Annotated in this window: 14 protein-coding genes; 12 read left to right on the forward strand and 2 right to left on the reverse strand. The window is 45.9% G+C overall.

Going from position 1 to position 24,425, the window contains the following annotated elements:
* Positions 1–2 precede the first annotated feature (2 nt).
* The gene (locus BUB86_RS05005; protein ID WP_081373108.1) at positions 3–9,911 is read right to left on the reverse strand and encodes a LamG-like jellyroll fold domain-containing protein; all 9,909 of its coding nucleotides are present in this window, start codon (positions 9,909–9,911) and stop codon (positions 3–5) included.
* A 194-nt stretch (positions 9,912–10,105) separates the two neighbouring features.
* Between BUB86_RS05005 and BUB86_RS05010 the strand changes: the two genes are divergently transcribed.
* The 12 genes from BUB86_RS05010 (at position 10,106) to BUB86_RS17540 (ending at position 23,890) form a co-directional block, all read left to right on the forward strand.
* The gene (locus BUB86_RS05010) at positions 10,106–11,224 is read left to right on the forward strand and encodes a helix-turn-helix transcriptional regulator (RefSeq protein WP_073206444.1); all 1,119 of its coding nucleotides are present in this window, start codon (positions 10,106–10,108) and stop codon (positions 11,222–11,224) included.
* Between the two features lie 198 nt (positions 11,225–11,422).
* Complete coding sequence (pckA, locus tag BUB86_RS05015; protein WP_073206447.1) at positions 11,423–13,036, forward strand: phosphoenolpyruvate carboxykinase (ATP); 1,614 nt, start codon at positions 11,423–11,425, stop codon at positions 13,034–13,036.
* Positions 13,037–13,291: 255 nt separating this feature from the next.
* Positions 13,292–14,425: a DUF6242 domain-containing protein gene (locus BUB86_RS05020; protein ID WP_139261425.1), complete on the forward strand. Its 1,134-nt coding sequence runs from the start codon at positions 13,292–13,294 to the stop codon at positions 14,423–14,425.
* Between the two features lies 1 nt (position 14,426).
* On the forward strand, positions 14,427–15,053 hold the full coding sequence (locus BUB86_RS05025) for a DUF6089 family protein (protein ID WP_073206451.1): 627 nt from the start codon (positions 14,427–14,429) through the stop codon (positions 15,051–15,053).
* Between the two features lie 43 nt (positions 15,054–15,096).
* Entirely contained in the window at positions 15,097–15,852 is a 756-nt protein-coding gene (locus BUB86_RS05030; protein WP_073206453.1) for an isoprenyl transferase, read from the forward strand.
* Between the two features lie 121 nt (positions 15,853–15,973).
* Positions 15,974–18,691 carry an outer membrane protein assembly factor gene (locus BUB86_RS05035; protein WP_073206456.1) on the forward strand — a complete coding sequence of 906 codons (2,718 nt, stop codon included), beginning with the start codon at positions 15,974–15,976 and terminating at the stop codon, positions 18,689–18,691.
* Positions 18,692–18,804: 113 nt separating this feature from the next.
* Positions 18,805–19,320, forward strand: a complete 516-nt coding sequence (locus BUB86_RS05040; protein ID WP_073206459.1) for an OmpH family outer membrane protein — start codon at positions 18,805–18,807, stop codon at positions 19,318–19,320.
* 50 nt (positions 19,321–19,370) lie between these two features.
* Positions 19,371–19,874: an OmpH family outer membrane protein gene (locus tag BUB86_RS05045; RefSeq protein WP_073206461.1), complete on the forward strand. Its 504-nt coding sequence runs from the start codon at positions 19,371–19,373 to the stop codon at positions 19,872–19,874.
* 33 nt (positions 19,875–19,907) lie between these two features.
* Positions 19,908–20,450: an OmpH family outer membrane protein gene (locus BUB86_RS05050; RefSeq protein ID WP_073206463.1), complete on the forward strand. Its 543-nt coding sequence runs from the start codon at positions 19,908–19,910 to the stop codon at positions 20,448–20,450.
* Positions 20,437–21,270, forward strand: a complete 834-nt coding sequence (gene murI / locus BUB86_RS05055; protein ID WP_073206465.1) for a glutamate racemase — start codon at positions 20,437–20,439, stop codon at positions 21,268–21,270. The genes BUB86_RS05050 and murI overlap by 14 nt, the downstream gene beginning before the upstream one ends.
* Before the next feature lie 158 nt (positions 21,271–21,428).
* Positions 21,429–22,481, forward strand: a complete 1,053-nt coding sequence (locus BUB86_RS05060) for a hypothetical protein (protein ID WP_139261427.1) — start codon at positions 21,429–21,431, stop codon at positions 22,479–22,481.
* Between the two features lie 62 nt (positions 22,482–22,543).
* A complete protein-coding gene (locus BUB86_RS17540) occupies positions 22,544–23,890 on the forward strand; it encodes a caspase family protein (protein WP_073206471.1) in 1,347 nt (448 codons plus the stop codon).
* Positions 23,891–23,950: 60 nt separating this feature from the next.
* Here the strand turns inward: BUB86_RS17540 and BUB86_RS05070 are convergent, their stop codons facing one another.
* Entirely contained in the window at positions 23,951–24,388 is a 438-nt protein-coding gene (locus BUB86_RS05070) for a Rha family transcriptional regulator (RefSeq protein WP_073206474.1), read from the reverse strand.
* Between the last annotated feature and the right edge of the window lie 37 nt (positions 24,389–24,425).

The following is a 24,425-nucleotide window of genomic DNA, read 5'->3' on the forward strand; positions in this document are numbered from 1 at the left end:
TTCTATCTATCAATTCTCACTTTACGGGTATTGACAGTACCATCGGTCTTGATCTCACGGAAGATGTAGACGACATTCTGCGTCAGGTTGCGACGATCGAAGTCGGCATAGCTGCCGCTATATACCTGACGGCCTGAGAGATTAAAGACTGACAAGCGGCTGCTTGCATCGAACACAGTCTCCGAGATGTCGGTAGTTATGGTTGCGCCAATAACAAACGGACTGCGAACGTTACCAAGATGATGATCAATCCTGAAATTAAGGATCGTTACAGGTTGGTCTTCATCACTAAGTTCGGGTACATTAGCCTTAAGAACAAGAGGTTCGCCAGTCATTTTACCGCTGATGACGACGAGGTATATGCTATCGCGCACGCACTTGACTGAGTGGCCACGAAGTTCGCCTTCGTTATCATAAGCTGCTATAGAGCTGGCTTTAAGAGGATTGTTATTTTTATCGTGAACGGTACAGGTAACAGCCATGTTATGAGGATAATAGTAGTTGGCCGACACCCCTGAAGTGAGAACGTTTACGGTGTCGACATCTTCAGTTATATCACTTGGGAATGTAAACGTCTTGCTAGTTTCAGACTGCGAGACGTAGATATAGCCCTTGCCCGGCTCGATAACCGAGAGACTGCCGAACCACTTACCATTGACAAACTGACTGAACGACGTCTGGTTCTTAACATAGTCGAGCTCCTCAGGATTGAGACCGGCAAAAGCCTCATCGATGGTCATATACTTGGTTGAAGGAACACCCACCCAGTTAACACCATGCTTGATGGTTACAGGACAATCGGCAGGGTTCATGTTCTCGCCCACTACATACAGGTCGGCTGCATTGTTCATATCTACCTTCATCATCTGACCGATCTTCAGTTCGGTATCGGCATCCCACTTGCCATTCTCGTTGTAATAAGTCTTGTCTTCAAGCTCTACACTGTTTACCTGGTTGTTAACAGGACTGAACACCTGAGAGAGCTCGGAATAAGCAGGAATGACGTTAAGAGATACCCAGTTGTAATACGGCTTAAGTGGCACGGTTTGCATCACCGTTTCATTATTCTCCCAGATAACGGGTTTCATCACGTCGCCCACTATAGCATCGCGGCTGAAGACGACATCCTTTGATACCGTGGTCATAGGATAAGTAAAACCGGTAGAAGCATCGTAGAGACGGAACAGAACCTTGTCGGCTTTAGCACTCATCTCCTTAGTACCGTAGATATAGAGGAACACGTAGTAGGCATCCATGGTCTTGTAATAAACAGGCTGAGCTACGCCTATACACTCGCCTCCCTCGGTAAAGGCACCAACCATGTCGTTAGGATCATTAGAAAGCAGACCGTCGATCTTGATCTGGCCGATAACCGACATACTCTCATTGTACTTCTTGGGCGTCCAGTCGGGTTTCTTGCCTTCAACAGTCAGGCAGATATCGAGCGGTGTGTCGATGCCCTTCTGACCGCGAGCGCTGATGGTGGTGAAGTACTTGCCGATGGCATTGCCAGACTTAACCGTGAAAGTAATCTGGGTGGAGCCGTGGGCAAAGATCAAGCCGCTGGTCTCGCTGGCCTCCAGCCATGAAGGTAGCTGGGTGAACGACCACTCCTGGTCGGCAGGGCCGTTGTTATAGAGCGTAGCGGTGAAGGTGTTGTCGCGGTCGGCCAGCACATTCATATCAATCTGATCGGTATTCCAACTCAGCGTATTCTGCTTAACTACAAAGCTCCAGGTGATGGGGCGGCCAACGTTGGTGTGCAGGTCATAGTAGTCGCGCAAAGTAGTGAAGACGGTACAGCCTTCAAGCTTCTCTGGACTGTGGTCGAGCGTGACAGACACGGTGCGCTCGTTGGCCACAAAGCTGAAGTCGAGGTTGGTCTTGTTAGGTGCCACCTTCAGACCGGGAGCCGAGTTACCGGCAACGAGGCTAGCTGCGCTGCTGGCTACAAGCGAGGTGGAAGCAGTAGCACCTTTAGCCATATTCTCAACAGCGAAGCTATAGACGCGCTGGTCGTAAACATCGTAGTACGACTTCTCCATAGGCCAATAGCCTACAAGGCCATCGGTCTTAGAACCGTCGAGGCGGTAGTACATACGGTCGACAATCGACTCCTGGGTGTTGGTAGCGTTCCAGAGGCGAACCTCGTCGATAGCACCCTTCAGATCTATACCCAGATGAAGCTGTGCACCGGCCAAAGCTGGAATCTTGGCCGACTCAAGGTTGCTGAGCACAGCAACGCCGTCGACAAGCAGGCAGGCTGCCTTACCGCCAGCACCCTTCAGCACGTTGAGTGCAACGTGGTGCCACTGGTTGTCGTTGATGACGGTAGTTGTAGAATATGCAACGCTATCGGCCACCAAATGGAGTTTGCCATCATTCAGAATGACATCGAGCACCTGGCCCTCGTCGAGCGACATGAGCTTGGCACTCTTAGAGGTTGGATCAACCTGAGCCCACATCTCAACGGTATAGCTGTTAAGATTGTTCATGGAGAGATTGCCCATAGGTATAGAGGCATAGTTGGTATTATCGAGAGCTAGCGAGATATTCTCGTTCTCCATATACCATGCATTGTTAGCCGACAGGCGCATGTGGCGGCTGCGGGCGCGGTCTTCGGATATATTGCCGTGGCCCTCGTCAAGGCGCCAGTAGCCAATGAGAGCAGGTGTAGTGTTGCCCTTGCCGAGATACATCTGGGCCTTGATGGTGGTCCAGGTAAGAGCTGCACTGTAGAGCGACAGCTCGTGCATGGCACCCTTGAGCCCCTTGCCAACATAGATAGTTCCTTCGGCAGAGAGCTTCTTGCCTACTTTCTCGTCTACGATCAGATTCGTCTCTGAGTCGCCATAAGCAGCGTAGGCAGAGATAGACTCGTTCTGATAGTCGTATACAAATGCCAGGTAGGTCCAGGTATCCATAGGCAGGGTATTATTCGACTTGTAGGTCTTTCGTGTACCTAAAGTATCTTTCATCTCAACCAGCAGATAGCCATCAGCATCAATATTGAGGCTGAGCGCATCATTAGCCTCGCCATGCTGATAGAAGGTACCCGCCGTGTTGTCGCGCTTTACCCATCCGCAGATGGTGAACGACGTACCACCAAGCGTAAGCTTGCTCTGGGTAGAGGCAGCTGCTACATTAGAGCCACTAAGCAGCAAGGCGATGTCGTGGGCCACAGAGTCGGTATTAAGCACACTCTGAATCACAAAGTTATCGTTCTCGGTAAGACTCTGTGAGTAGATATCCTCATTGAACTCAATGCTGATCTCATCGCCTTCGCTAAGCACACCATCCGATGGTTGTGGCAGGTGGATAGGAGCTGGCAGGGTTACGTCCTTGGTGACCTTGATTATCTCACTCTCACCAAGTACATCCTGGCTGCCAACAGTACAATCGGTAACAGCACGGAACTCGTATTCAGCATCGGGATATGCAGTCTGGTTACGCATGTTGATAAGCGTATCGATGCTACTCTCGGGCAGCGGACTCTCGGTAGAGCCGGCAGGCGTGCCCTTAACCCAAGTGTGGATGGTGGTCCAATCGGGGGCACCCACCTTGCGCTGCTGCATGCGAACGGCGTTAAGGATACTGTTGTCGCGATTGTAGCCTGAAGCTGTGAGCACCAGCGTGCTATCGGTAGCAGTATTAATCAGCGTCTTAGAGGCTGTAAGCGTGACGGGCTCGGCCTGAGGCTGGAAGTGAGCCGACAGGTAGATATCGTCGCTCATGCTTATTTGGCCCGCAGAATAGAAGCTAACATGTAGACTATCGATGTGGTTGATCTCGTTAGAGGCAGGCTTCACCTTGAGCGTCACCATAGCACTATCGCCAGGAGCCAGAGAGATGTCAAAGTTGTAAGCATCAGGAGAGCCATTGATAGATACTTCCGACATCTGTCCCCACTTGTCGTAATCAACCATCAGATTGAAATCAATACGGCGCGACAGGTTGGCCAAAGTGGGGTTGGTAAGCTTCAACTGGAACACGGCAGGATCGCCAGCAGGTACACCTGTAAGCACGGGCTGAGCACAGAATATCTTTGGTGTTTCAATCTGTACAGTAGCGTTAGAGAGTATATATTGGCCAGGATGGTAGTACTTGGTGCGCTCCTCGCCCTCGTAGTTGCGACTTGTCTGACCGTCAGACTGGCGGGTAATCAAACTGAAGTCGCCCGGATCCTTATAGATTCTCACTTCGTGGAAGTTGTCGGCAACAGGATCGCTCAGGTTAATGGTGTAGGTATTGCTGCTTTTATGCGAACGAGAACCAGTACCATCTAATGTATTATCGAATGTAAAGGTAAAACCACCAGAGAAGGCACTTACATTTCCTTGATTAGCAGCAGCAATTGCATAGAATTTTTTATAAGTATTTAAATTATGCGAGAGTTGCAGATTCTCATTATCGGTGACTGATGTTGAGGCTGAATAGGATACTGTTGATCCACTATCAAAACTATAATACTTTTCGGGACTATTGCTATACGCTTCTATCTTCTGCTTTTCATTAAACGACAAGTAATCTTCCCACAGTTGGATATTTGAGTTGATAGTTACAATGGCATCCCACATCTCTTCATCATTATGGTATTTGGCACTGGCTGGCAAGAAAGCAGTATAGCTGGGACCATAGGTACACAGACTGTCACTTCGCCACTTCAAATCCCATGTATTCACAGCCTGGTCGCCCCAAGCAAGAGAATCATCGTTGCAAGTACCGAACCTTGGATCATCGGGAGAAAGTGAAGTCATGTAGATGATAGAGTCGGTATTGTTTACAAAGCTTGCTCTTTTCTCCAACAAAGCAGCCTCACTAACCTGTACGAGTCGGGCCTCGCGCATACGTTTGAAGCTTGGTATGAGGTGGTTTATAATATGGTCCTGAGTATAAGCAAATTCTGTCTCAATAGAATCGGCAGTACAGATGACTTCACGAGTTCCAACAGCATAGCTACCGTTCTGCTTATCAACAAGCATGACTTCAAGACCATCGCCATAAATGAGCGAGCCAGAAACACCAATGAAAAGGTCGCCATTAGGACCATCATAATAAGCCTGTGATGATGTGGAGAAATTCTCGGTAGTAGTGAATTGCCAATCAACACCACCACTTAAATTAAATCCAACTTTCCAACTGATACCTGTACCTCTATTTCCTTCAGCCATTCCTCCTGATTTGACATATAATCCTGGTGCGCCCTCAGCAATCTTAATAGCAATACCACTCGTATTATTAGTATCACTTCCTAACTTTACTGATGCGCCAACAGATGTTTTAAATGCGTAATCAGTGACAGAACCAGAGCTCCATGTCTGGTTTGAATTACTTCCAAATGGGTCGCGGATAATATTAATCAGCTTGTCGGGAGCAGCAGTAACGCTGGTATTGCCAGTTAATACAGAACCAAACACATAGCATTCCATTGGTCCTACATAGCTGCCGTTAGTCCAATCCCAAGCATATACATTATCACCGATGGTGAGTGAGACATTAAGATTGTTAGTATAAGGAGATACCTCATTTGGATATACAGGTATAAATGAATAGGTATATGTTCCATCAGAGTCTAAGAATGCCCTTTCTACCTGCACGGTGTCATTATTAACCGCCCAAGGATTTCTGAAGGTAAGGTATCCAGCAGTAGGCACATGCTGTTCGCGTTTGTTTTCGGCTACACCTGGGTCATAATTCACGTAGCGCTCGAACGACGAAATCTTAAAGTCGTATTTATATCCGCTTAAGAAGATCGGATAACCATAATTGTATTTAATTGAATCGGGTGTAACGGTGTAGGCCATTACGCTATCCCCTACTTCGCCTGCAGGAACCTTGAAATCGCCAAAGGCACCATCGGTATTGTCGGTCTGTTCAACCGTAATAACCGGACTTGAGGTGTAGGTCTGCACTAAAGCGGTGTTATAGTAATACTTCAAACTATCGGTTCCCATAGTTAAGACAGAACAAGTAGAGTCGCTGATATTTGAACAGTCGAGCAGAACCTTGCTTGAAAAAGATGCCGAAGCCTCTGTGTTATTATCAACCACTGTAGAAATATAATAAGGTACAGGTGGCATATAGAATGCAAACTCACCATTCTCAGGGTCGGTCTTGATGGTAATGGTCTTAACCTTATCATCGCCCTCGCTCTTACCGCCTACGTAAGCCTGGCAGTTCTTGATACTGTCGGAAGCCTGCTTATAATAGATTCTGTCTGGGTTACTATCGAAGGTGCCCTGGATAGAGTCGATATATACGTTCATGCGCTTAGCATCCTCGAGAGAGCTGGCGGTGAGCAGAGTCAGTGTGGCAGCACCGATATTAGCTGTGCTCTGACCGAAGCCAAGAGGTTTGCCCTTCTCAACAGCTCCACCAACTACACGACCCACTACCTTAGCCTTGGTCATATCGGTAAAGGTAAGGTGACTGATGCTGTCGTTGAAGTTCTTTGTACCTGTGGCTGGATAACGGCCATTATTTAGAAAGGTGTGATCAGTCTTAAGAATCTGGATAAAGTGATCGCCTATGGGCACAGAGAGAGTATATTCGCCTTTATCGTCGGTCTTGATGATATTGCCGTTGCTATCTTTCAAGATAGTCTCGCCATCAAGACGGAAATAACAGTCTTTTACGGGATAAGTGGTATTCTCGTAATATACAATACCCTTTACATGGAAACTTGACTTATCTTCAAAGTTCTGAGGATCGAAGGTAAGTGTTGTTGGCGAGACATATATGGTTCGGGTAGTAGGACTGAACTCGTGAACGCCCTTGGTTGGTACAACACTATAGGTAGTGCCCTTGCCCATATACGGAATACCGCTGATGGTATAGGCGCCCTTGGTATCGGTCATACCAAAGAGCGAGAGCTGGTTCTGCGACGGCGTAACAATATTGGTTCGGTGACCTGCATAGACTATTGCCTCGTTCTCGTTATTTACAGAATTGGTCTTAGAGTAGTCAAAGGCGGCTCTGATGGTGCTGATGCCTTCGTCGAAGTTCCAATAAACCTTCAGGCCTTCTTCCTCACCACCAAGGATACGGTTGTAGTTCTGCTTAACATCGTGCTCTGTAAGCAGGATGTCGAAGAAGCGCACTTCATCGATATATCCATTAAGAGTGTGGGCTTTATCTGTATCAGAAGCTACAGCCACATGACCATCCATAGAGCTCATGCTAAGCGGCAGGCTGATATTCTCAGAAACGATAGAATCGCCAGCAACAATATAAAGCACTGCGCTATTGTCGCCCTTGTGGACAAAGGTGATGTGGCTAAATCTGTCGGGCATGATACTACGCGTAGAGGTTACGCTTGTTGTGCCATCAGAGAATGTGAGCTTGTAACCGCTATTGGCATCGTAATCGCTCAGTGTAACAAACAGCTTGCCGCCCATATCGAGAAGGCAGGTACCATTGTTCTTATCAGCCTCTGGGCGCACATACATCTGCACACTGAAATCGCCACTGAAATAAGCTTTACGCGATGCATCTAAAGTCCAGTGTAAGCCTCCCTCACCGCCATTAAACTGCATAGAGTTGAATACCTGATTGGTAGTGGCGTTCGACTCGAGGGTTACCTTGACGCCCTCGGCTGCATAAGCGCCATTCTGATAGTTGATAGCGCCGTAGACCGTACCAGTGCTGCGCATAAAGCCATAAGTGCCCAGACGAGAGAACTGAGTATCAGAGCCATTTGTACGGGCTACAATAGCATAAGCATAGTAGAAACCGGGCTCAGCACCACTATCAGTATTATCAATGAATGAGGTTGTAGGACTCGTAACAGGACTTGAATTAATCTTTGTCCACGAAAGCAACTCGGCCGAAGCGACTGACGAAACAGTGTCTTCGCCTTCTACAATCTTATGGCGGTAGATGTCGTATTCAAGATAATCGGTACCTACAAGATTTGCACTCCATTCAAGTTTAATCTTGTCGGTATAGTTTCCATGCGATGCCTTTAGCGACTTGACATACGAGGAACCGGGCTTTCCATCAGGAATGGTAGGACTGGTATATCTTGTTGTGCCCTGAATATTACTGATTACAACCATATACGAGTAAGTCTTATCAGTTTCGAAATTCTCATCGTAGTAGGTATACTTCAGCGTCTTGGGATTTGATACTTCTATATTGCCGATTTTGTCGGTCTCGGTAAAGTCAGTATAATTAAGATTAGGATTATCGGCCGTAACAGCTTTACGATATACTTTAAACTCATAACCAGACCTGTCCAACTCTGGAGAAATAGACCAGTCTAACTGGTACTTTGTATCTAATGCCTTAGCAGAAAGCTCCGACAGTTGTACCGTGCGATTAAGGCAGGCATTTTCTAAAGTAGTGCCGAGATTAGGTTGTTTAGGAGTGTTGTTCCAACCACTTGGAACATAATATACTTCATACGTATATTTCGTATCGTATTCAGCTGTTTTGTCTTCAAAAGAATAGTTGGTATAAGATTGAGCGGCATTTATGATGAACAGTGTATCGTGGTTTGCTGCTATATCTTTGCGATATAAATAGAAGTTTACACCCGCATTATTACTATGGTTTTCAGAATTCCAGGTAAGCTTGATTTTCTTATTCCAGGCATCATACGTTGCATTAAGATCTTTAGGATAAGGCAAAGTGGATGCGCCTTTATTAGCTTGGTCAATAAAACGGATGGCAAATCCATTTGTACTAAGGTCGAAAGTAACTCTGACATACGACAAATAGTCACTTTTACCTGGGGTGGCAATGGTAGCTATAGACTGTGGTTCGGTAAAGCTTTCGGTTTTTACTACCCTGCCATACATATCCATCAATTCCAGTTTTATAATATTTCTATCAAGACCTTTTACCGTAATATTTACAGGAAGAGAGTTATCCCAAAAGTAGTACCTGTTAAATATAGTAAGATCTCTATCATACATATAAGCAACATTGGCATTACCAGAGGCTGATATATGATAACGGTTGCCAGCAGGGTTTATCCAAAAAACGAATTCAGTGGTTCCGTTATCAGTGTATTTCCTTGAATGATCGTCAACATTGTATACGCCACAATAATTATAACCAACTTTATACGAACAACTATCCTTATAGTTGGGATTAGAGCTATAATCCTTGGTAACTGAGCCATTTTCTCCATAATTTATAGTGCCACTATAAACATCTTCAAGGTTTATTGTGTAATTACCCCATCCGCTGCTTGGTTCATTCATTTCGGTAGAGGTGAAAGTAAGCTTACCGGGGTTACTCCATTGCAAATGAGTAAGTTTAGTGGATAATTCTGTAGGGCTTTTAGTTACATGTGTTTCAACGAAATACTCTTTATCATCATACGACTTGGCTGTCATTTCATTCTCGCCATCGTCAGTCTCCATTAAACCCTTAACTTCAATTTTATGATAGGCGCCGTTCCTGTTCCTGCTAATATAGATGTCGACGGGAATATACCAGTCTTGGTCACAGTTGGAATAATTCGCAAGATTAGTGTATGTAAGCCAAAACTTTTTGTTATCATCATTTTTAGCCATAAAGCCTGGACGGGTACGCGCAATGTAGTAAACACTATCGGCATCACAGCAAACATACTGGTAACAATCTGTCGATTTATTAAATCCATGATCACCATGAATATCACTGAGCGTTACTCCATGTCCATCGACATACAATGTTGGTGCCTCTTTCCAGTAGGTATCAGAATGATCCTCGTTACGCACCCAGACGTATACGGTGAAATACGGTTGCCTTTCGGTAATAAACGATGTACTACCAATAACGCCATCATCATCACCATTCGTTGTTAGGGATGGAAGAATAATACGAGGCAGATTGTCATCGGCTTTGACAGTTTGCGTGCCAACCAAAAGCAACATGGTTAGCAGTAGCAAAAAAAGCTGAATGCGTTTTTGTTGATACATAATGATATTGATTAATAATATTTAAATCTTTGGAATTTGGGTGCAAAAATAGACAAAATTTTCCGAATAAGGTGTTCAAAAATCGCAAATGGTGTTAGAAAATCAACAATTAGGTGTTAAAAACGTGGCCTTTTTAACACCCAAATCAATATTTTTTGTATATTTGCACCCAATTAATCGAAATTAAGAGGGAGATGATACCTATAGACCACATGCAATTTGCGGGCATCGTACTGACCAGTGGCCTGACTATGATGTTGGCATTTATGCTACCTCAATGGCAATCTAATAGCAAAGTATTCAGCCGGTCACGATGGTTGATGACGGCTGGAACAGTGCTGCTACCCATACAATTCTTACTGCAATATACACTGCACTTCCGCCAGATGGGTGTGACACAGGCGGTAATGGTGAACCTGCTGTTCTTTATTCCATCGGCATGTCTGATAAGTCTAGCTGTGATGAACCTGCTAAGACAAGGTCGGATTATGAAACGCGACTGGGCGGTGGGAATCGTGACATATCTTCTTGCGGTAACAGCGCTACTGACCGCAGCTATTGCAGAAGACCAGCCATTGCTGAACGACACACCTGAGATGCGTACGGCAGAGCTGATTTCAGCTGTACTCTACTTATTGATGCAAGCATATTATAGCGGTTTAAATGCATTAGAGCTGAAAAGGCTGAAGCGTGCACTGGAAGGATATTACGACCAGGATAAGGGCGAGATACTGAACTGGATGACAATCAGCGTGACTCTGCTTGGACTATCGGGGCTGATGGCACCTATAGCTATCTTCTGGAGTAACGGTTGGCTGCTGGCTTACTCGATGACGTTGTTCTTTACCATCTTCTATTGCGTTATCAGTTTCTACAGCTATGGCGTGGATCACGCACGACAGAAGGAGTTGAACGACGCAGAGGAAAGCGCTGAAGAAGCCGGACTGAACGAAGGAACAGATAGCTCAACGATGGACGAAAAAGACCTTCGATATATAGAGAAAGCCATAAAGCAATGGACAGCAAAAGGTGGACACCTGAAGAACGGCATCAACATGGCGCAAGTAGTAAAAGAAATAGGTGTGCCGAGATATCAACTCACGCAGTGGCTCAAGCATACTGAATGGGAGTTATTTAACCCCTGGCTGACACACCTGCGACTGGAGGAAGCCAAACGACTGATGAAGGAGCATCCCGATTGGAACAACGACACCATAGCAGAGAACTGCGGCTTCAGCTCGCGCTCATACTTCCAGACCATCTTCAAGAAACAAACCGGAATGACGCCGGCACAGTTCATTGAGACGCAGTAAAAAATGATATGTCTAAATGACAAAAGGACTGCCAAGTGACTGGTTTTTAATTTCTTTAACCTAAAAAGAATTGTGTGCGCACAAAATTTTCTTAATTCTTACATCTTAATTCTCAATTATTTCGTATCTTTGCAGCGCTTTTTAGAAAGTTATATATAACAGAGGATAATATTCACAATTTAAATAAAGATTAGTAATATGGCAAAGTTAGATTTGACTCAGTATGGCATCACCGGTTCTACCGTGATTGCTCACAATCCATCGTATGAGACTCTGTTCGCAGAGGAGACAAAGGCTGGTCTCGAGGGTTTCGACAAGGGCGTAAACACCGAGCTCAACGCTGTAAACGTAATGACTGGTATCTACACCGGCCGTTCACCTAAGGACAAGTACATCGTAAAGGATGCACAGAGCCAGGATAAGGTTTGGTGGACAACTGAGGAGTACAAGAACGATAACCACCCAATGTCTGAGGAGGTTTGGGCAAAGGTTAAGGAGATCGCCATCAAGGAGCTCTGCAACAAGGAGCTTTACGTAGTTGATGCATTCTGCGGTGCTAACGAGGCCACTCGTCTGGCTGTTCGCTTCATCGTTGAGGTAGCTTGGCAGGCACACTTCGTAAAGAACATGTTCATCCAGCCAACAGCTGAGGAGCTTGAGAAGTTCGAGCCTAACTTCGTTATCTATAACGCTTCAAAGGCTAAGGTTGAGAACTACAAGGAGCTGGGTCTGAACTCAGAGACTTGCGTAGCATTCAACACTACAAGCCGCGAGCAGTGCATCATCAACACATGGTACGGTGGTGAGATGAAGAAGGGTATGTTCTCAATGCAGAACTACTATCTGCCTCTGCAGGGTATCGCTTCAATGCACTGCTCTGCTAACACCGACATGGAGGGTAAGAACACTGCTATCTTCTTCGGTCTGTCAGGTACAGGTAAGACCACTCTTTCTACCGATCCAAAGCGTCTGCTGATTGGTGACGACGAGCACGGATGGGACGACGAGGGTGTATTCAACCTTGAGGGCGGTTGCTACGCTAAGGTTATCAACCTGAGCAAGGAGAACGAGCCTGACATCTACGGCGCTATCAAGCGTAACGCTCTGCTGGAGAACGTAACAGTAGCTGAGGATGGTAAGATCGACTTCGCTGATAAGAGCGTAACCGAGAACACTCGTGTATCTTATCCTATCGACCACATCGAGAAGATTGCTCAGAAGGTTAACGGTAAGAGCGCAGGTCCTGACGCTAAGAACGTTATCTTCCTTTCTGCTGATGCATTCGGCGTACTGCCTCCAGTATCAATCCTGACTCCAGAGCAGACTAAGTACTACTTCCTGTCTGGTTTCACAGCTAAGCTGGCTGGTACAGAGCGCGGTATCACTGAGCCAACTCCAACATTCTCTGCTTGCTTCGGCCAGGCATTCCTGGAGCTGCACCCAACAAAGTATGCTGAGGAGCTGGTTAAGAAGATGGAGAAGAGCGGTGCTAAGGCATACCTCGTAAACACTGGTTGGAACGGTACCGGCAAGCGTATCTCTATCCCCGATACACGTGGTATCATCGACGCTATTCTGGACGGAAGCATCCTGAAGGCTCCTACAAAGAAGGTTCCTTTCTTCGACTTCGAGGTTCCAACAGAGCTGCCTAACGTAAATCCTGCTATCCTTGATCCTCGCGACACTTACGCTACTGCTGCTGAGTGGGAGGAGAAGGCTAAGGATCTGGCTGCCCGCTTCATCAAGAACTTCAAGAAGTACGAGGGCAACGAGGCTGGTAAGACACTCGTAGCTGCAGGACCTCAGTTGTAATGTTGATTAAACTTTCTTGGCTAGCCATACGGCGAAGCCGAGCTAAAGATTAAATATTACAAGATTGGCTGCGCCGAAAGGCGTGGCCAATTTTTATTGATATTTAGCCTTGATTTTTGTCAGAAAAACATAAACTAACTTAAAAACGGGCTATTTTAGCCATATTTTAATTAATTATAAGCAGAAATGTGCTCATTTTTGCAGAAATGTGCGTAAATTTGCAGCCAAATTGGAATTAAAGCGATATAATACGCAATGAAAAGATATATTTCTACACTATGCACAATGCTGGTTTGTGTGCTACTCGTCACCTCATGCCTGAAAGATGAGGACACAAATACCCAGTATTATAACGATACTGCTATTGCCTCTTTCAAATTGGCAACGGTTAACCGTTACTTACATACAACCTCGTCTACAGGTACCGACTCTGTATATAAAGTAACACTCTCAGACCCAGTTGTTTTCACTATCGACCAGCAGCAGTGCAAGATATACAACACTGATTCACTGCCTTCGGATGTTGATCTGAACCACATACTGGCCACCATCACCAGCAAGTACAGTGGTACTGTAGTCATCAACTACCCTGCAACCGACGGACTGGATTCGCTGCTATACTACAGCAGTAGCGACTCTATAGATTTCGAGAAGCTAAAGGACTTGCGTGTGTATGCCCAAGATGGCTCGGGCTATCGCAGCTACGAGGTAAAAGTAAACGTGCATAAGGCACAGACCAATAAGATGATATGGGAGCAGAAGACTGCCGCCGACCTGCCAACAGACAGCAAGAAAGCTATGTGGGAACAGATAGCAGCTACTGCTGGCATGAAGCAGTTTATTGGCTACGGTACTGTAGAGAGCTATGCTTACAGCAACGATGGCAAGCTGATGGTAACACGCGACAATGGCGAGACATGGGCTGCCGACGAGCTGGATGAGGATGCATCATGGCTACCAACTGAGAATATTGCTTTTGTTTCGTGGCCATATACCACTAACGACTCTACCGACTATCAGCTATTAGCCGGGTCAAGCAACAAGTCAGATAATGCTTGCATGGTATGGCGTAAGGTTGCAGAATACTCAAAGAACAGCATTCCTTCAAAATGGGTACTGATTCCATTGGTGGATCAGGGGAAATACTATCTGCCAAAGATGGAGAACCTGAACCTTGTAAGATTCAATGGAGCTGTGCTAGCCATCGGAAATGACAAGACAATATATGTGAGCCGCGACCAAGGTATCACTTGGAAGACGAGTTCTAAATATACGCTACCAGAAGGACTTGGCACAAACAATCTGAGTGCCACAACCGACGATAATGGCTATCTATGGCTTGTAGGCAAGGACACTGGAGAGGTTTGGCGTGGACTGATAATTGAATAGAGTGAAAAGGCTGTTGGCAGTAATCTTCATGATGGCCACAACGATGGCTGCCAGTGCCCAGGATGAGCCTGAGTACAAGATGGAGATAGGTGCCGGAACAGGCCTGGTGAGCTATGTAGGCGACTACAACGGCAATCTATTAAAGGGTATGAAGCCATGGCTGATGTTAATGGCCAAATACAAGATGAATCCTAGAACGGCATTGAACCTAAACATCGGCACAGGAAAGATAAAGGCCGAAGAGTTTAATCACCGAATTACAGAAACCGATCTGCGCTTTGAGTATAACTTCTGGGCGTATGGCACGGGCAATGAGTACAGAGGTGCAAGACGCTTTACCCCATACATCACCGCAGGACTAGGAGCAACATTCTACGGTGGACCTGAGAAAGGAGCTACAATGAACCTTCCCTTAGGTGCGGGTGTAAAATACAAGATAGGTAACAGGTTGAACCTGATAGCAGAATGGGCCATGCGATTCACGCTGAGCGACAAATTGGACGGCAGTAAAGACCCACTTGGCATCAAGAGTAGCGGATTGTTTAAAAACACCGACTGTTACAGCGTGCTTCAGATAGGATTGAGCTACGACCTCTGGGAGAAATGCAAAACATGCTATCGGGAGTGAAGAAGCAATAAGTAAAGAAATGAAAAAGTAAATATTAAGATATATGAAGGAACTTTTAGACATGAACAGGATTCCCCAGCACATTGCCATTATTATGGATGGTAACGGCCGCTGGGCCATGGATCGTGGCAAAGACCGCAGTTTTGGGCACCAGGCTGGAGTTGACGCAGTGCGTCGCATCACATCAGAGTGTACCCGACTAGGGGTCAAGTTCTTAACCCTATACACATTCTCAACCGAGAACTGGAATCGTCCTGCCGACGAGGTAGCAGCTCTGATGGGACTGGTACTGACATCGCTCGAGGATGAAATCTTCATGAAGAACAACGTACGTTTCCGCGTTGTTGGCGACCGTTCGCGCATACCCGAGGTTGTGAACAAGAAACTGGCAGAGACCGAAGAGCATACTGCAAAAAACGACAGCATGACAATGGTTGTAGCACTGAGCTACTCGTCAAAGCTGGAGATTACTACTGCTACCAAGCAGATTGCCCAAGAGGTGAAAGAGGGTAAATTGGATATAAACGACATCACCGAAGATACTATCAACGAGAGATTGTGGACAAACTTTATGCCCGATCCCGAACTGCTGATTCGTACCGGAGGCGAAATACGTATATCAAACTATCTGCTTTGGCAGATTGCATATTCAGAGCTGTACTTCTGCGATACATACTGGCCCGACTTTATGGAGGAAGACCTCTATAAAGCCATCTACAGCTATCAAAACCGCCAGCGCAGATTCGGCAAGACCGAGGCTCAAATTGAAGCTGAAGAGACGGAGAAAAGTGAAGAGTGAATAGTGATTAGTGATTAGTGAATAGTGAAGGCCGCGATTAAGTGAAAGCAGAGTCAAGCTTGCTTGAGCTATGCTGAACGTGAGCGGACTAGATGTGAAACATCAATAGTATTAATTTAAAATGCTCTATAATATAATAAGGTATAAGGAAGTGAAGGGAATTAGTGTAGTGAAAGTACTGGTTGTACTATTCACTATTCACTGTTCACTATTCGCTTCTACTGCAACTGCTCAGGACAAGATCGTAAATCCCGATATTTCGTACGCCGGTACACCACGTACCTGCGAAATTGGTGGTATCGCCGTTGAGGGCGTAGAGGGTTACGAGGACTACGTATTGGCTGGTCTTTCAGGACTGACCGTAGGACAGGAGGTTGAACTGCCAGGAAGCCAGATAACAGAGGCTGTGAAGCGCTACTGGCGCAACGGACTATTCTCGAAGGTACAGATAACAGCCGACTCTATCGTAGGCAACAAGGTATATCTGTGCATCCACCTAGGCATGCGCCCACGTATCAAGAACATCAACTATAACGGCATCAAGAAGTCGGAACGCGAGGACATGGAGGCCAAGCTGGGTATGGTTAAGGGCATGAGTCTTACCCGTAACATCATAGACCGTGCAAAGATTCTGGCTAAGAGATACTTCGACGATAAGGGCTATAAGAATGCCGAGATTGAGATAGTACAGCGCGAGGATGCCTCGGGCCAGGTAACACTCGACGTGAACATCGACAAGAAAGACAAGATGAAGGTTCACGAGTTGATATTCCAAGGCAATGAGAAACTTAGCGTCGGAAAAATCAAAGGTTCGATGTTCAGCAAAGGTGCATTCGGTAAGATTCACGAGGCAGGCAAGCTGAACAACTTCTTCAAGGCCAAGAAGTTCACCGACGAGCGCTATAAAGAGGCTAAGCAGGCACTGATTGACAAATATAACGAGCTGGGATTCCGTGATGCAACCATCCTGGAAGACTCGGTATACAGCTTCGACGACAAGCATGTAAACATCCTTGTAAAGATTGACGAGGGTGAGAAGTATTACGTGCGCGACATCACATGGGTAGGAAACACCGTAGTTACTACCGACTATCTGAATGCCGTACTTGGCATGAAGAGAGGCGACGTGTACAATCAGAAGCACATTGACAAGCGACTGAAGGAAGACGACGATGCCGCAGGCAACTGGTACTATAACAACGGTTACGTATTCTCGAACATCGACCCCGTTGAGGTTAACATCGACGGCGACTCTATCGACATCGAGATGCGAGTAACCGAGGGTCCACAGGCCCGTCTGAATCACGTTCGTATTTACGGTAACGACCGACTGTATGAAGAGGTTGTTCGCCGCGAGCTGCGCACAAAGCCAGGCGACCTGTTTAACAAGGAGGCTCTGATGCGTTCGGCACGTGATATCGCCTCAATGGGATTCTTTGATCCTGAAAAGGTGGTGCCCGATGTAAAGCCTAACGTTGAAGACGGCTCGGTTGACATCAACTGGAAATTGGAGCAGAAGAGTAACGACCAGCTGGAGTTCTCGCTGGGTTGGGGACAAACAGGTGTTATCGGTAAGATTGGTATTAAGTTCAACAACTTCTCTATCCGCAACCTGTTTGGTAAGAACAAGCTGCACCGTGGCATCCTGCCTTATGGCGATGGCGAGCAGCTGGGATTCAGCTTCCAGACCAACGGTAGCTACTACAGCTCACTGAGTGCCAACTACGGTACTAACTGGTTTGGCGGCAAGCGTCCTAACAGCCTGAACGTAGGTGTATTCTACTCAAAGCAGAGCGACATCTCTAGCTACTATCGTAACAATGCATTCTACAACAACTACGCCATGTACAGCTACGGATATGGTAGCTACAACCCATACTACTACAACTACGAGTCGATGCTCGACGACGACAAGACCATGACCGTATGGGGAGCATCGCTTGGTTGGGGTAAGCGTCTGCGCTGGCCTGACGACTACTTCCAGTTCTCAGCTCAGCTTGGATACTCACGCTACATGCTGCGCGACTGGAGCTACTTCTATATCCACAACGGTAACTGTAACAACATCAATCTGGGATTAACTCTGAGTCGTACATCAACCGACAACCAGCTCTTCCCACGTCGTGGATCAGAGTTCATGGCTTCGGTAACAGTTACTCCACCATGGTCGCTGTTTGATAACAAAGACTATGCTAATCTGGCCAAGAACTCAAGTTCGGCTACCTACGAGGACGAGCTGCAGGACGTTTACCGCTGGATTGAGTACCACAAGTGGAAGTTTAAGAGCCGCACCTTTACAGCCCTTACCGGCGGTCAGAAGTGCTTTGTGCTGATGACACGCGTTGAAATGGGTCTGCTGGGTAGCTACAACAAGGATAAGCGCTCACCATTCGAGACCTTCTACGTGGGAGGTGATGGTATGAGCGGATACTCTTACGGATATTCTGAGGAGACCATCGGTCTGCGTGGTTACGACAACGGAGCTCTCTCATACTCTTCGGCCTACGAGACCATGATGAACGGTGGTACCATCTCATCTTACAACTCGTACGCCTACGACCGTTTCACACTCGAGCTGCGCTATCCGTTTATGCTGGGCAACACCACCATCTACGGACTGGGATTTGTTGAGGGTGGTAACGCATGGGCCAATGCTAAGGACTTCAACCCATTCAAGATGAAGCGTTCGGCCGGTCTCGGTGTTCGTATCTATCTGCCAATGGTAGGACTGATGGGTATCGACTGGGCATACGGATTCGACAACGTTTACACCAACCAGTACGGAGCACAGAAGAGGGGCGGAAGCAACTTCCACTTCATCCTCGGTCAGGAGTTCTAAGATAATTAAGAGTTAAGAATTAAGAGTTAAGAAAATAGTTAAGAGTTGTTTATAGTTGAAACCATCTGAGACCTGATACGTCAAAATGGTGTATAACATTAAATAGAACAATTATGAAGAAACTGATTATTTGCGCACTCTGTGCTATCTTCGGATGGACAGCAGCATCGGCACAGAAATATGCCGTAGTAGATATGGAGTATATACTCAAGAACATTCCCGCCTATGAGCGTGCTAACGAGCAACTGAACCAGGTATCAAAGAAGTGGCAGGGAGAGGTTGACGCACTGAACGCCGAGGCTCAGACCCTCTATAAGAACTATCAGAACGAGGTGGTGTTCCTGTCGAAGGAGCAGAAGAAAGCCAAGCAGGATGCCATCGTAGAAAAAGAGAAGCAGGCTGCCGAGCTTAAGAAGCGCTATTTCGGCCCCGAAGGCGAGCTTTTCAAGAAGCGCACCGCGCTGATGTCGCCCATTCAAGACGAAGTTTATAACGCTATCAAGGACATTTCAGAACTGCGAGGTTATCAGCTGGTACTTGATCGTGCCAGCAACGCCGGCATCATCTTCAGCTCTCCGAAGGTTGACATCTCATCCGAGGTACTTCGCAAGCTAGGATACGCCAACTAATTGATAATTGATAATTGATAATTAGGAATAATAATTTAACCAATAAAGAAATGAAAAAATTGATTATCTGCGCACTATGCGCAATCTGTGGTTTCACAACCGCAAATGCACAGGGTAAGTTCGGACACGTGAACACCCAGGAAGTAATGCAGGCTATGCCTGAGTTCACCAAGGCACAGAACGAGATTAAGGCATTGCAGGACCAGTACGAGGCCGACCTGAAGAGCATGCAGGATGAGCTGCAGAAGAAGGGCGAGGCTTTCGATAAGGAGCAGGCCAATCTGCCAGAAAACATCAAGCAGCGCCGTCAGCAGGAGCTGCAGGACATGTACCAGAAGATTCAGCAGAGCTTCCAGGACAACCAGCAGGCACTGCAGAAGGCTTCACAGGAGAAGATGCAGGCTATCCAGACCAAGATTCTTGATGCCATCAAGGCTGTAGGTCAGGCTGGTCAGTACGTTTACATCATGGAGAACAACTCACTGCCTTACATCAGCACAAGTCTCTCTACCGATGTTACTGCACAGGTTAAGGCCAAGCTCGGTTTGAAGTAAATCAAATTAGTTTAACTACAAAATTCAAACATCATGAAACGATTCCTCGTACTTCTTGTGGCATTCGTATCGCTCAACGCTTTTGCTCAGGGTGATGCCACATCATCAAGTTCAATTAAGTTTGGCTACCTCAGTTATCAGGCAGCTATCAAGTCGATGCCCGACTATACTCTGGCTCAACAGGCACTTATTGACCTGAAGGCAAAATATCAGGCCGAAGCCAAGCGAGTAGAAGACGAATTCAACAGAAAGTACGAGGAATTTCTTGAAGGTCAGCGCGAGTTCCCCAAGAGCATTCTGCAGAAACGCCAGACGGAGCTGCAGGAGCTGATGAAGAAGAACATCGACTTCAAGAATAAAAGCCTGGACGAGCTGAAAAAGGACGAAGCCCAGACCTATGCCCCACTCTATGCCAAGCTGAACGCTACGCTGGCTAAGATTTGTGCCGAGAAGGGCTACGCCTTTATCATCGATACAGATACCAAAGCAGTACCTGTGGTTAATCCGCTGATGTGCGAAGACATCAATCAGGCAGTACAGGATGCTCTCCAAGCTGAAAACGATGCTCAGCAGTAATCCAGGACCGATTGGAATTTTCGATAGCGGCTACGGCGGCCTCACCATCCTGCATGGCATCCGCCAGCTGCTTCCCGAATACGATTATCTTTATTTGGGCGACAATGCCCGTGCCCCTTATGGACCACGTTCGTTCGACGTGGTCTATGAGTTTACGCGCCAGGCTGTAGAAAAACTCTTCGCCATGGGTTGCCACTTGGTGATACTGGGCTGCAACACCGCCTCGGCCAAGGCCCTGCGCACCATCCAGCAGAACGACCTGCCCAAGATCGACCCCAACCGCCGCGTTTTGGGCGTTATCCGCCCCACTGCCGAGGTGATAGGCAGCCTCACCCAGAGCCGCCATGTAGGCATCTTTGCCACCGAGGGCACCATCCGCAGCGAGAGCTACAACCTAGAAATACAAAAACTATATCCCGACATTCAGGTGGCAGGTGTGGCCTGTCCCTTCTGGGTGCCATTGGTAGAATACAACGAGGCCGACTCGCCTGGAGCCGACTACTTTGTCAAGAAGCGTATCGACCAGATTATGCGCGAAGATCCACTCATCGACGCCATTATCCTTGGCTGCACCCACTACCCCCTGCTCATGCCCAAGATACTGAAGTATCTGCCAGCAGGCGTGCGCGTGGTGCCCCAAGGCGAATACGTGGCCGAGAGCCTTAAGCAGTACCTGCAGCGCCACCCCGATATGGAGCAGCGCTGTTCAAAAGGTGCAGCCGTTCACTACCTTACCACCGAGAACCCCCAGAAGTTCAAAGAACAAGCCCAAATCTTCCTCCACGAACCCGTAGAGGTAGAAAATATCACATTAGGATGAAGCAATAGAAGCCAAACCATCATAAAAATCATACAAAAACTAGCTCTTTAACGAAAAATAGCATTTTTTGCGATAATTATTTGGAATTATCACAGATAGTTCTTATATTTGTAGCCTAAAAACCCTAAAAAAGATTATTACCAATAACAATAACGCTTATGAAAAAATTATTATTTGTCATTACAGTGGCCTGCTTATATGTATTAAACGCAAATGCAGGTGGCATTAAAACATCTTATCGTAACGCCCTCATCCTAGCTTACTCACAGGCAAATAGTGTTTATGAGGATGATAACATCAAGCTGGAAATATATGATGAGCAATTGTGGGCGATAAACAAAACATCGAAAACCATATTTATTGATCTGGCACAATGTTTTGTTTTCCATAATGGCAGATCAATGCCATTAGCAGGTGGTGAAGAGAAAAAGAGTAAAAAGAATGATGAGAAAAAGGCATCGAAAAGTGGTGTAAGCACAAAAGATGACTTATATATCACTCTTGCTCCAGTTATGGGTAACAAACAAAACGATACTTACATCTGTAACATGTCGATGAGCATCTACAGAGAATACACTACAACAGAAGCCAAAAATGATGATTTCACAGATTATGATCTTCGGCTCCTTAACACTGTTAATGAACTGATAACAGAGTCTAAAAATGCAGATCCTAAAAGCAGTGAATATAAAGGAACTGCAGTAAGACACATGACCGAAGACGAGAGCATTAATAATATCGGTGCATCGGTAGCGTACGCATTCAACAAAAATACAGAAAACTGGACCACGATATCCATATCAACATGGGTTAGCGACGTTATCTTTGCCCCTATCTTTATTGAGATGCCTAAAGACCTTAAGAAAAAAGAGATGAGAGGATTCGGAGTAAAAGAGACCGAGCCCGCTGTAGTACATATCAAAGCCAACTCACCATTTGAATTTGACGAAGACAAATCTCCTATTATCGTCTGCGACTGGACAGGTAATTTTAAGAAAGGAAAATTCTGGCTAAACCCAACATGGATTGTTAAAACCAAGAAGTTAAATGCCTTCCATATTGTTGGAGCATTTTTTACTGCAGGTGTAACATTACTAAGTCCACTCAGACAAGAAGCCTATAAGAACATTCTTAGGTTTGATGGCGAAGAGGCAGATTGGGGTAAACTATCGTATGCAAACAGTCTTGAAGATACAAAACAATCCAAGTAATTAACACAATAAGCTATTGCTCTAAGTTAGAGCAATAGCTATCTTTTATTCAGCCAAACAGTATGAGGAAGTTAGTGTTGTTGATTTTGATTTCAGTTTGCCAATACACATTGGCAATTAATATTAACAAGAAAACCATTGCAGCATTAGAGCATATCAGCAATGGATACGTACAATATGGCTGTGAAGAATTGAAGAAGACGGCTGCAATGAACGATCTTGCAGCACAATTCTATGTTGGCGTTTGCTATGAGAATGGCATAGGTGTAGACAAGGATCTTTCACAAGCATTCAAAATGTATCGTAAGGCCGCCGAGCGTGGTCTTCCTGATGCCATGTTCCGCCTAGCTTCTTTCTATAAAGATGGTGTAATAGTTCCTCGTGATATAGCAAGAGAAAGCGAATGGATGAAGCGCTATAGTCAGAAGGGAGGAGAGCCTGTTTTAGCTGACCTCATCAGTATTTATAATGAGGGCGTAAAGCATTCAGAAAATTACGCTCTTAATCCCAATGGCGATGAAGAGGACAAGGGGAACCAAATAGCTCAGTTCAAGAATCAGGAATCTGAGCCTGTACAAGATAAAAAGGTCATCTCACCCATTGTTGTACAACAACCTAAAAAAGAAAACCGATCGGATGTTGATATCAACATACCAATAACTCAGCTAGAGCAAAAGAATACATTTGTATTAATTATTGCCAACGAGAACTATCAGGAAGTATCAAAGGTGCCTAATGCACTAAACGATGGAGCTGTGTTCAAAGAATACTGCATTAAGACTTTAGGCATACCTCAAGGTAACATCAAACATATATCTGATGCCACGCTAAACGGAATGAAGCGCCAAATAACATGGCTAACACAGGTGATAGACGTTTACAAAGGCCAGGCTAGCGTTATCCTTTATTATGCTGGTCATGGTATTCCCGACGAAAGTAACCGTGAATCATTTATGTTACCAGTTGATGGTTATGGTAATGATACGTCATCTGGTTATAGCCTAGAGAAGTTATATAAAGAACTTGGATCGAAGCCTGCAAAATCCGTATTAGTACTTCTTGATGCATGTTTCAGCGGGGCAAGTCGTGATGGAAGCATGCTTGCATCTGCCCGCGGTGTAGCAATCAAAGCCAAACAAGATACCCCTCAAGGCAATGTTGTTGTAATCTCAGCATCACAGGGCGATGAAACAGCCTATCCATATAAAGAAAAGGGGCACGGATTGTTTACATATTATCTACTCAAAAAAATACAAGAGTCTAAGGGTAATACAACTTTTGGTGAATTAGCAGATTATATTTCAACCGAAGTTAAAAAAGCCAGCATTGTTATTAATGGTAAAATGCAGACTCCTTTAGTTTCTCCATCAAGTAACGCAACAGACTGGAGAAATTGGAAATTTAGATAATTTATATAAACCTACATTCTCTCAACACTTCCAACCAGACACAAAGTCGCTTAAGGTTAGCTATCGCCTCATGGCTTGGGATGTTATACACTTCGGGATGCGAGTTTCCATTATTTCTTTCTCTTTTTTGTATCTCCCGTCGTCCATCTGCTCAACCAAGCCCTGAATACGCCAGTTCTTTAGCATCTGCTGAACGCTGTTGCGGGTAACACCAGCACCCTTTAGTGCTATCGAGAACTGCTTGGCTCGCACCTCGTCGTTAAACTTAGTGGCGATGTAGAGCGTCTCGGTTTTGGTAAGAGAGTAACAGGGTTTTATACGTCCCAATCGGTCTTTATATTCGATGAGCTCAAATTTGAGCCCATGTACTTTCTCCCAAGCGGGCTCCATGTTTCTGATGTCTCGCATCAGGTTCTTGTGTTGCTTACCAGTCAGCTCAGCAATCTCGAGCGACGTCATTGTCTGTTCTATTTTAATAATGTTGTACACCGTTGTCATGGATTGTCATTGTCATGATTGTCATTAAGGGGTTGGA

The organism is Xylanibacter ruminicola, from assembly GCF_900142525.1.
In the GTDB taxonomy this organism is placed as follows: domain Bacteria; phylum Bacteroidota; class Bacteroidia; order Bacteroidales; family Bacteroidaceae; genus Prevotella; species Prevotella ruminicola_A.

Excerpts from the sequence above, each read along its gene's own strand:
- BUB86_RS05030 (WP_073206453.1), top strand. The coding sequence starts at position 15,097 with ATGAAGGAACTTTTAGACATGAACAGGATTCCCCAGCACATTGCCATT.
- BUB86_RS05020 (WP_139261425.1), top strand. The coding sequence starts at position 13,292 with ATGAAAAGATATATTTCTACACTATGCACAATGCTGGTTTGTGTGCTA.
- pckA (WP_073206447.1), top strand. The coding sequence starts at position 11,423 with ATGGCAAAGTTAGATTTGACTCAGTATGGCATCACCGGTTCTACCGTG.
- murI (WP_073206465.1), top strand. The coding sequence starts at position 20,437 with ATGCTCAGCAGTAATCCAGGACCGATTGGAATTTTCGATAGCGGCTAC.
- BUB86_RS05070 (WP_073206474.1), bottom strand. The coding sequence starts at position 24,388 with ATGACAACGGTGTACAACATTATTAAAATAGAACAGACAATGACGTCG.
- BUB86_RS05040 (WP_073206459.1), top strand. The coding sequence starts at position 18,805 with ATGAAGAAACTGATTATTTGCGCACTCTGTGCTATCTTCGGATGGACA.
- BUB86_RS17540 (WP_073206471.1), top strand. The coding sequence starts at position 22,544 with ATGAGGAAGTTAGTGTTGTTGATTTTGATTTCAGTTTGCCAATACACA.
- BUB86_RS05005 (WP_081373108.1), bottom strand. The coding sequence starts at position 9,911 with ATGTATCAACAAAAACGCATTCAGCTTTTTTTGCTACTGCTAACCATG.
- BUB86_RS05010 (WP_073206444.1), top strand. The coding sequence starts at position 10,106 with ATGATACCTATAGACCACATGCAATTTGCGGGCATCGTACTGACCAGT.
- BUB86_RS05045 (WP_073206461.1), top strand. The coding sequence starts at position 19,371 with ATGAAAAAATTGATTATCTGCGCACTATGCGCAATCTGTGGTTTCACA.
- BUB86_RS05050 (WP_073206463.1), top strand. The coding sequence starts at position 19,908 with ATGAAACGATTCCTCGTACTTCTTGTGGCATTCGTATCGCTCAACGCT.
- BUB86_RS05060 (WP_139261427.1), top strand. The coding sequence starts at position 21,429 with ATGAAAAAATTATTATTTGTCATTACAGTGGCCTGCTTATATGTATTA.
- BUB86_RS05035 (WP_073206456.1), top strand. The coding sequence starts at position 15,974 with ATGCTCTATAATATAATAAGGTATAAGGAAGTGAAGGGAATTAGTGTA.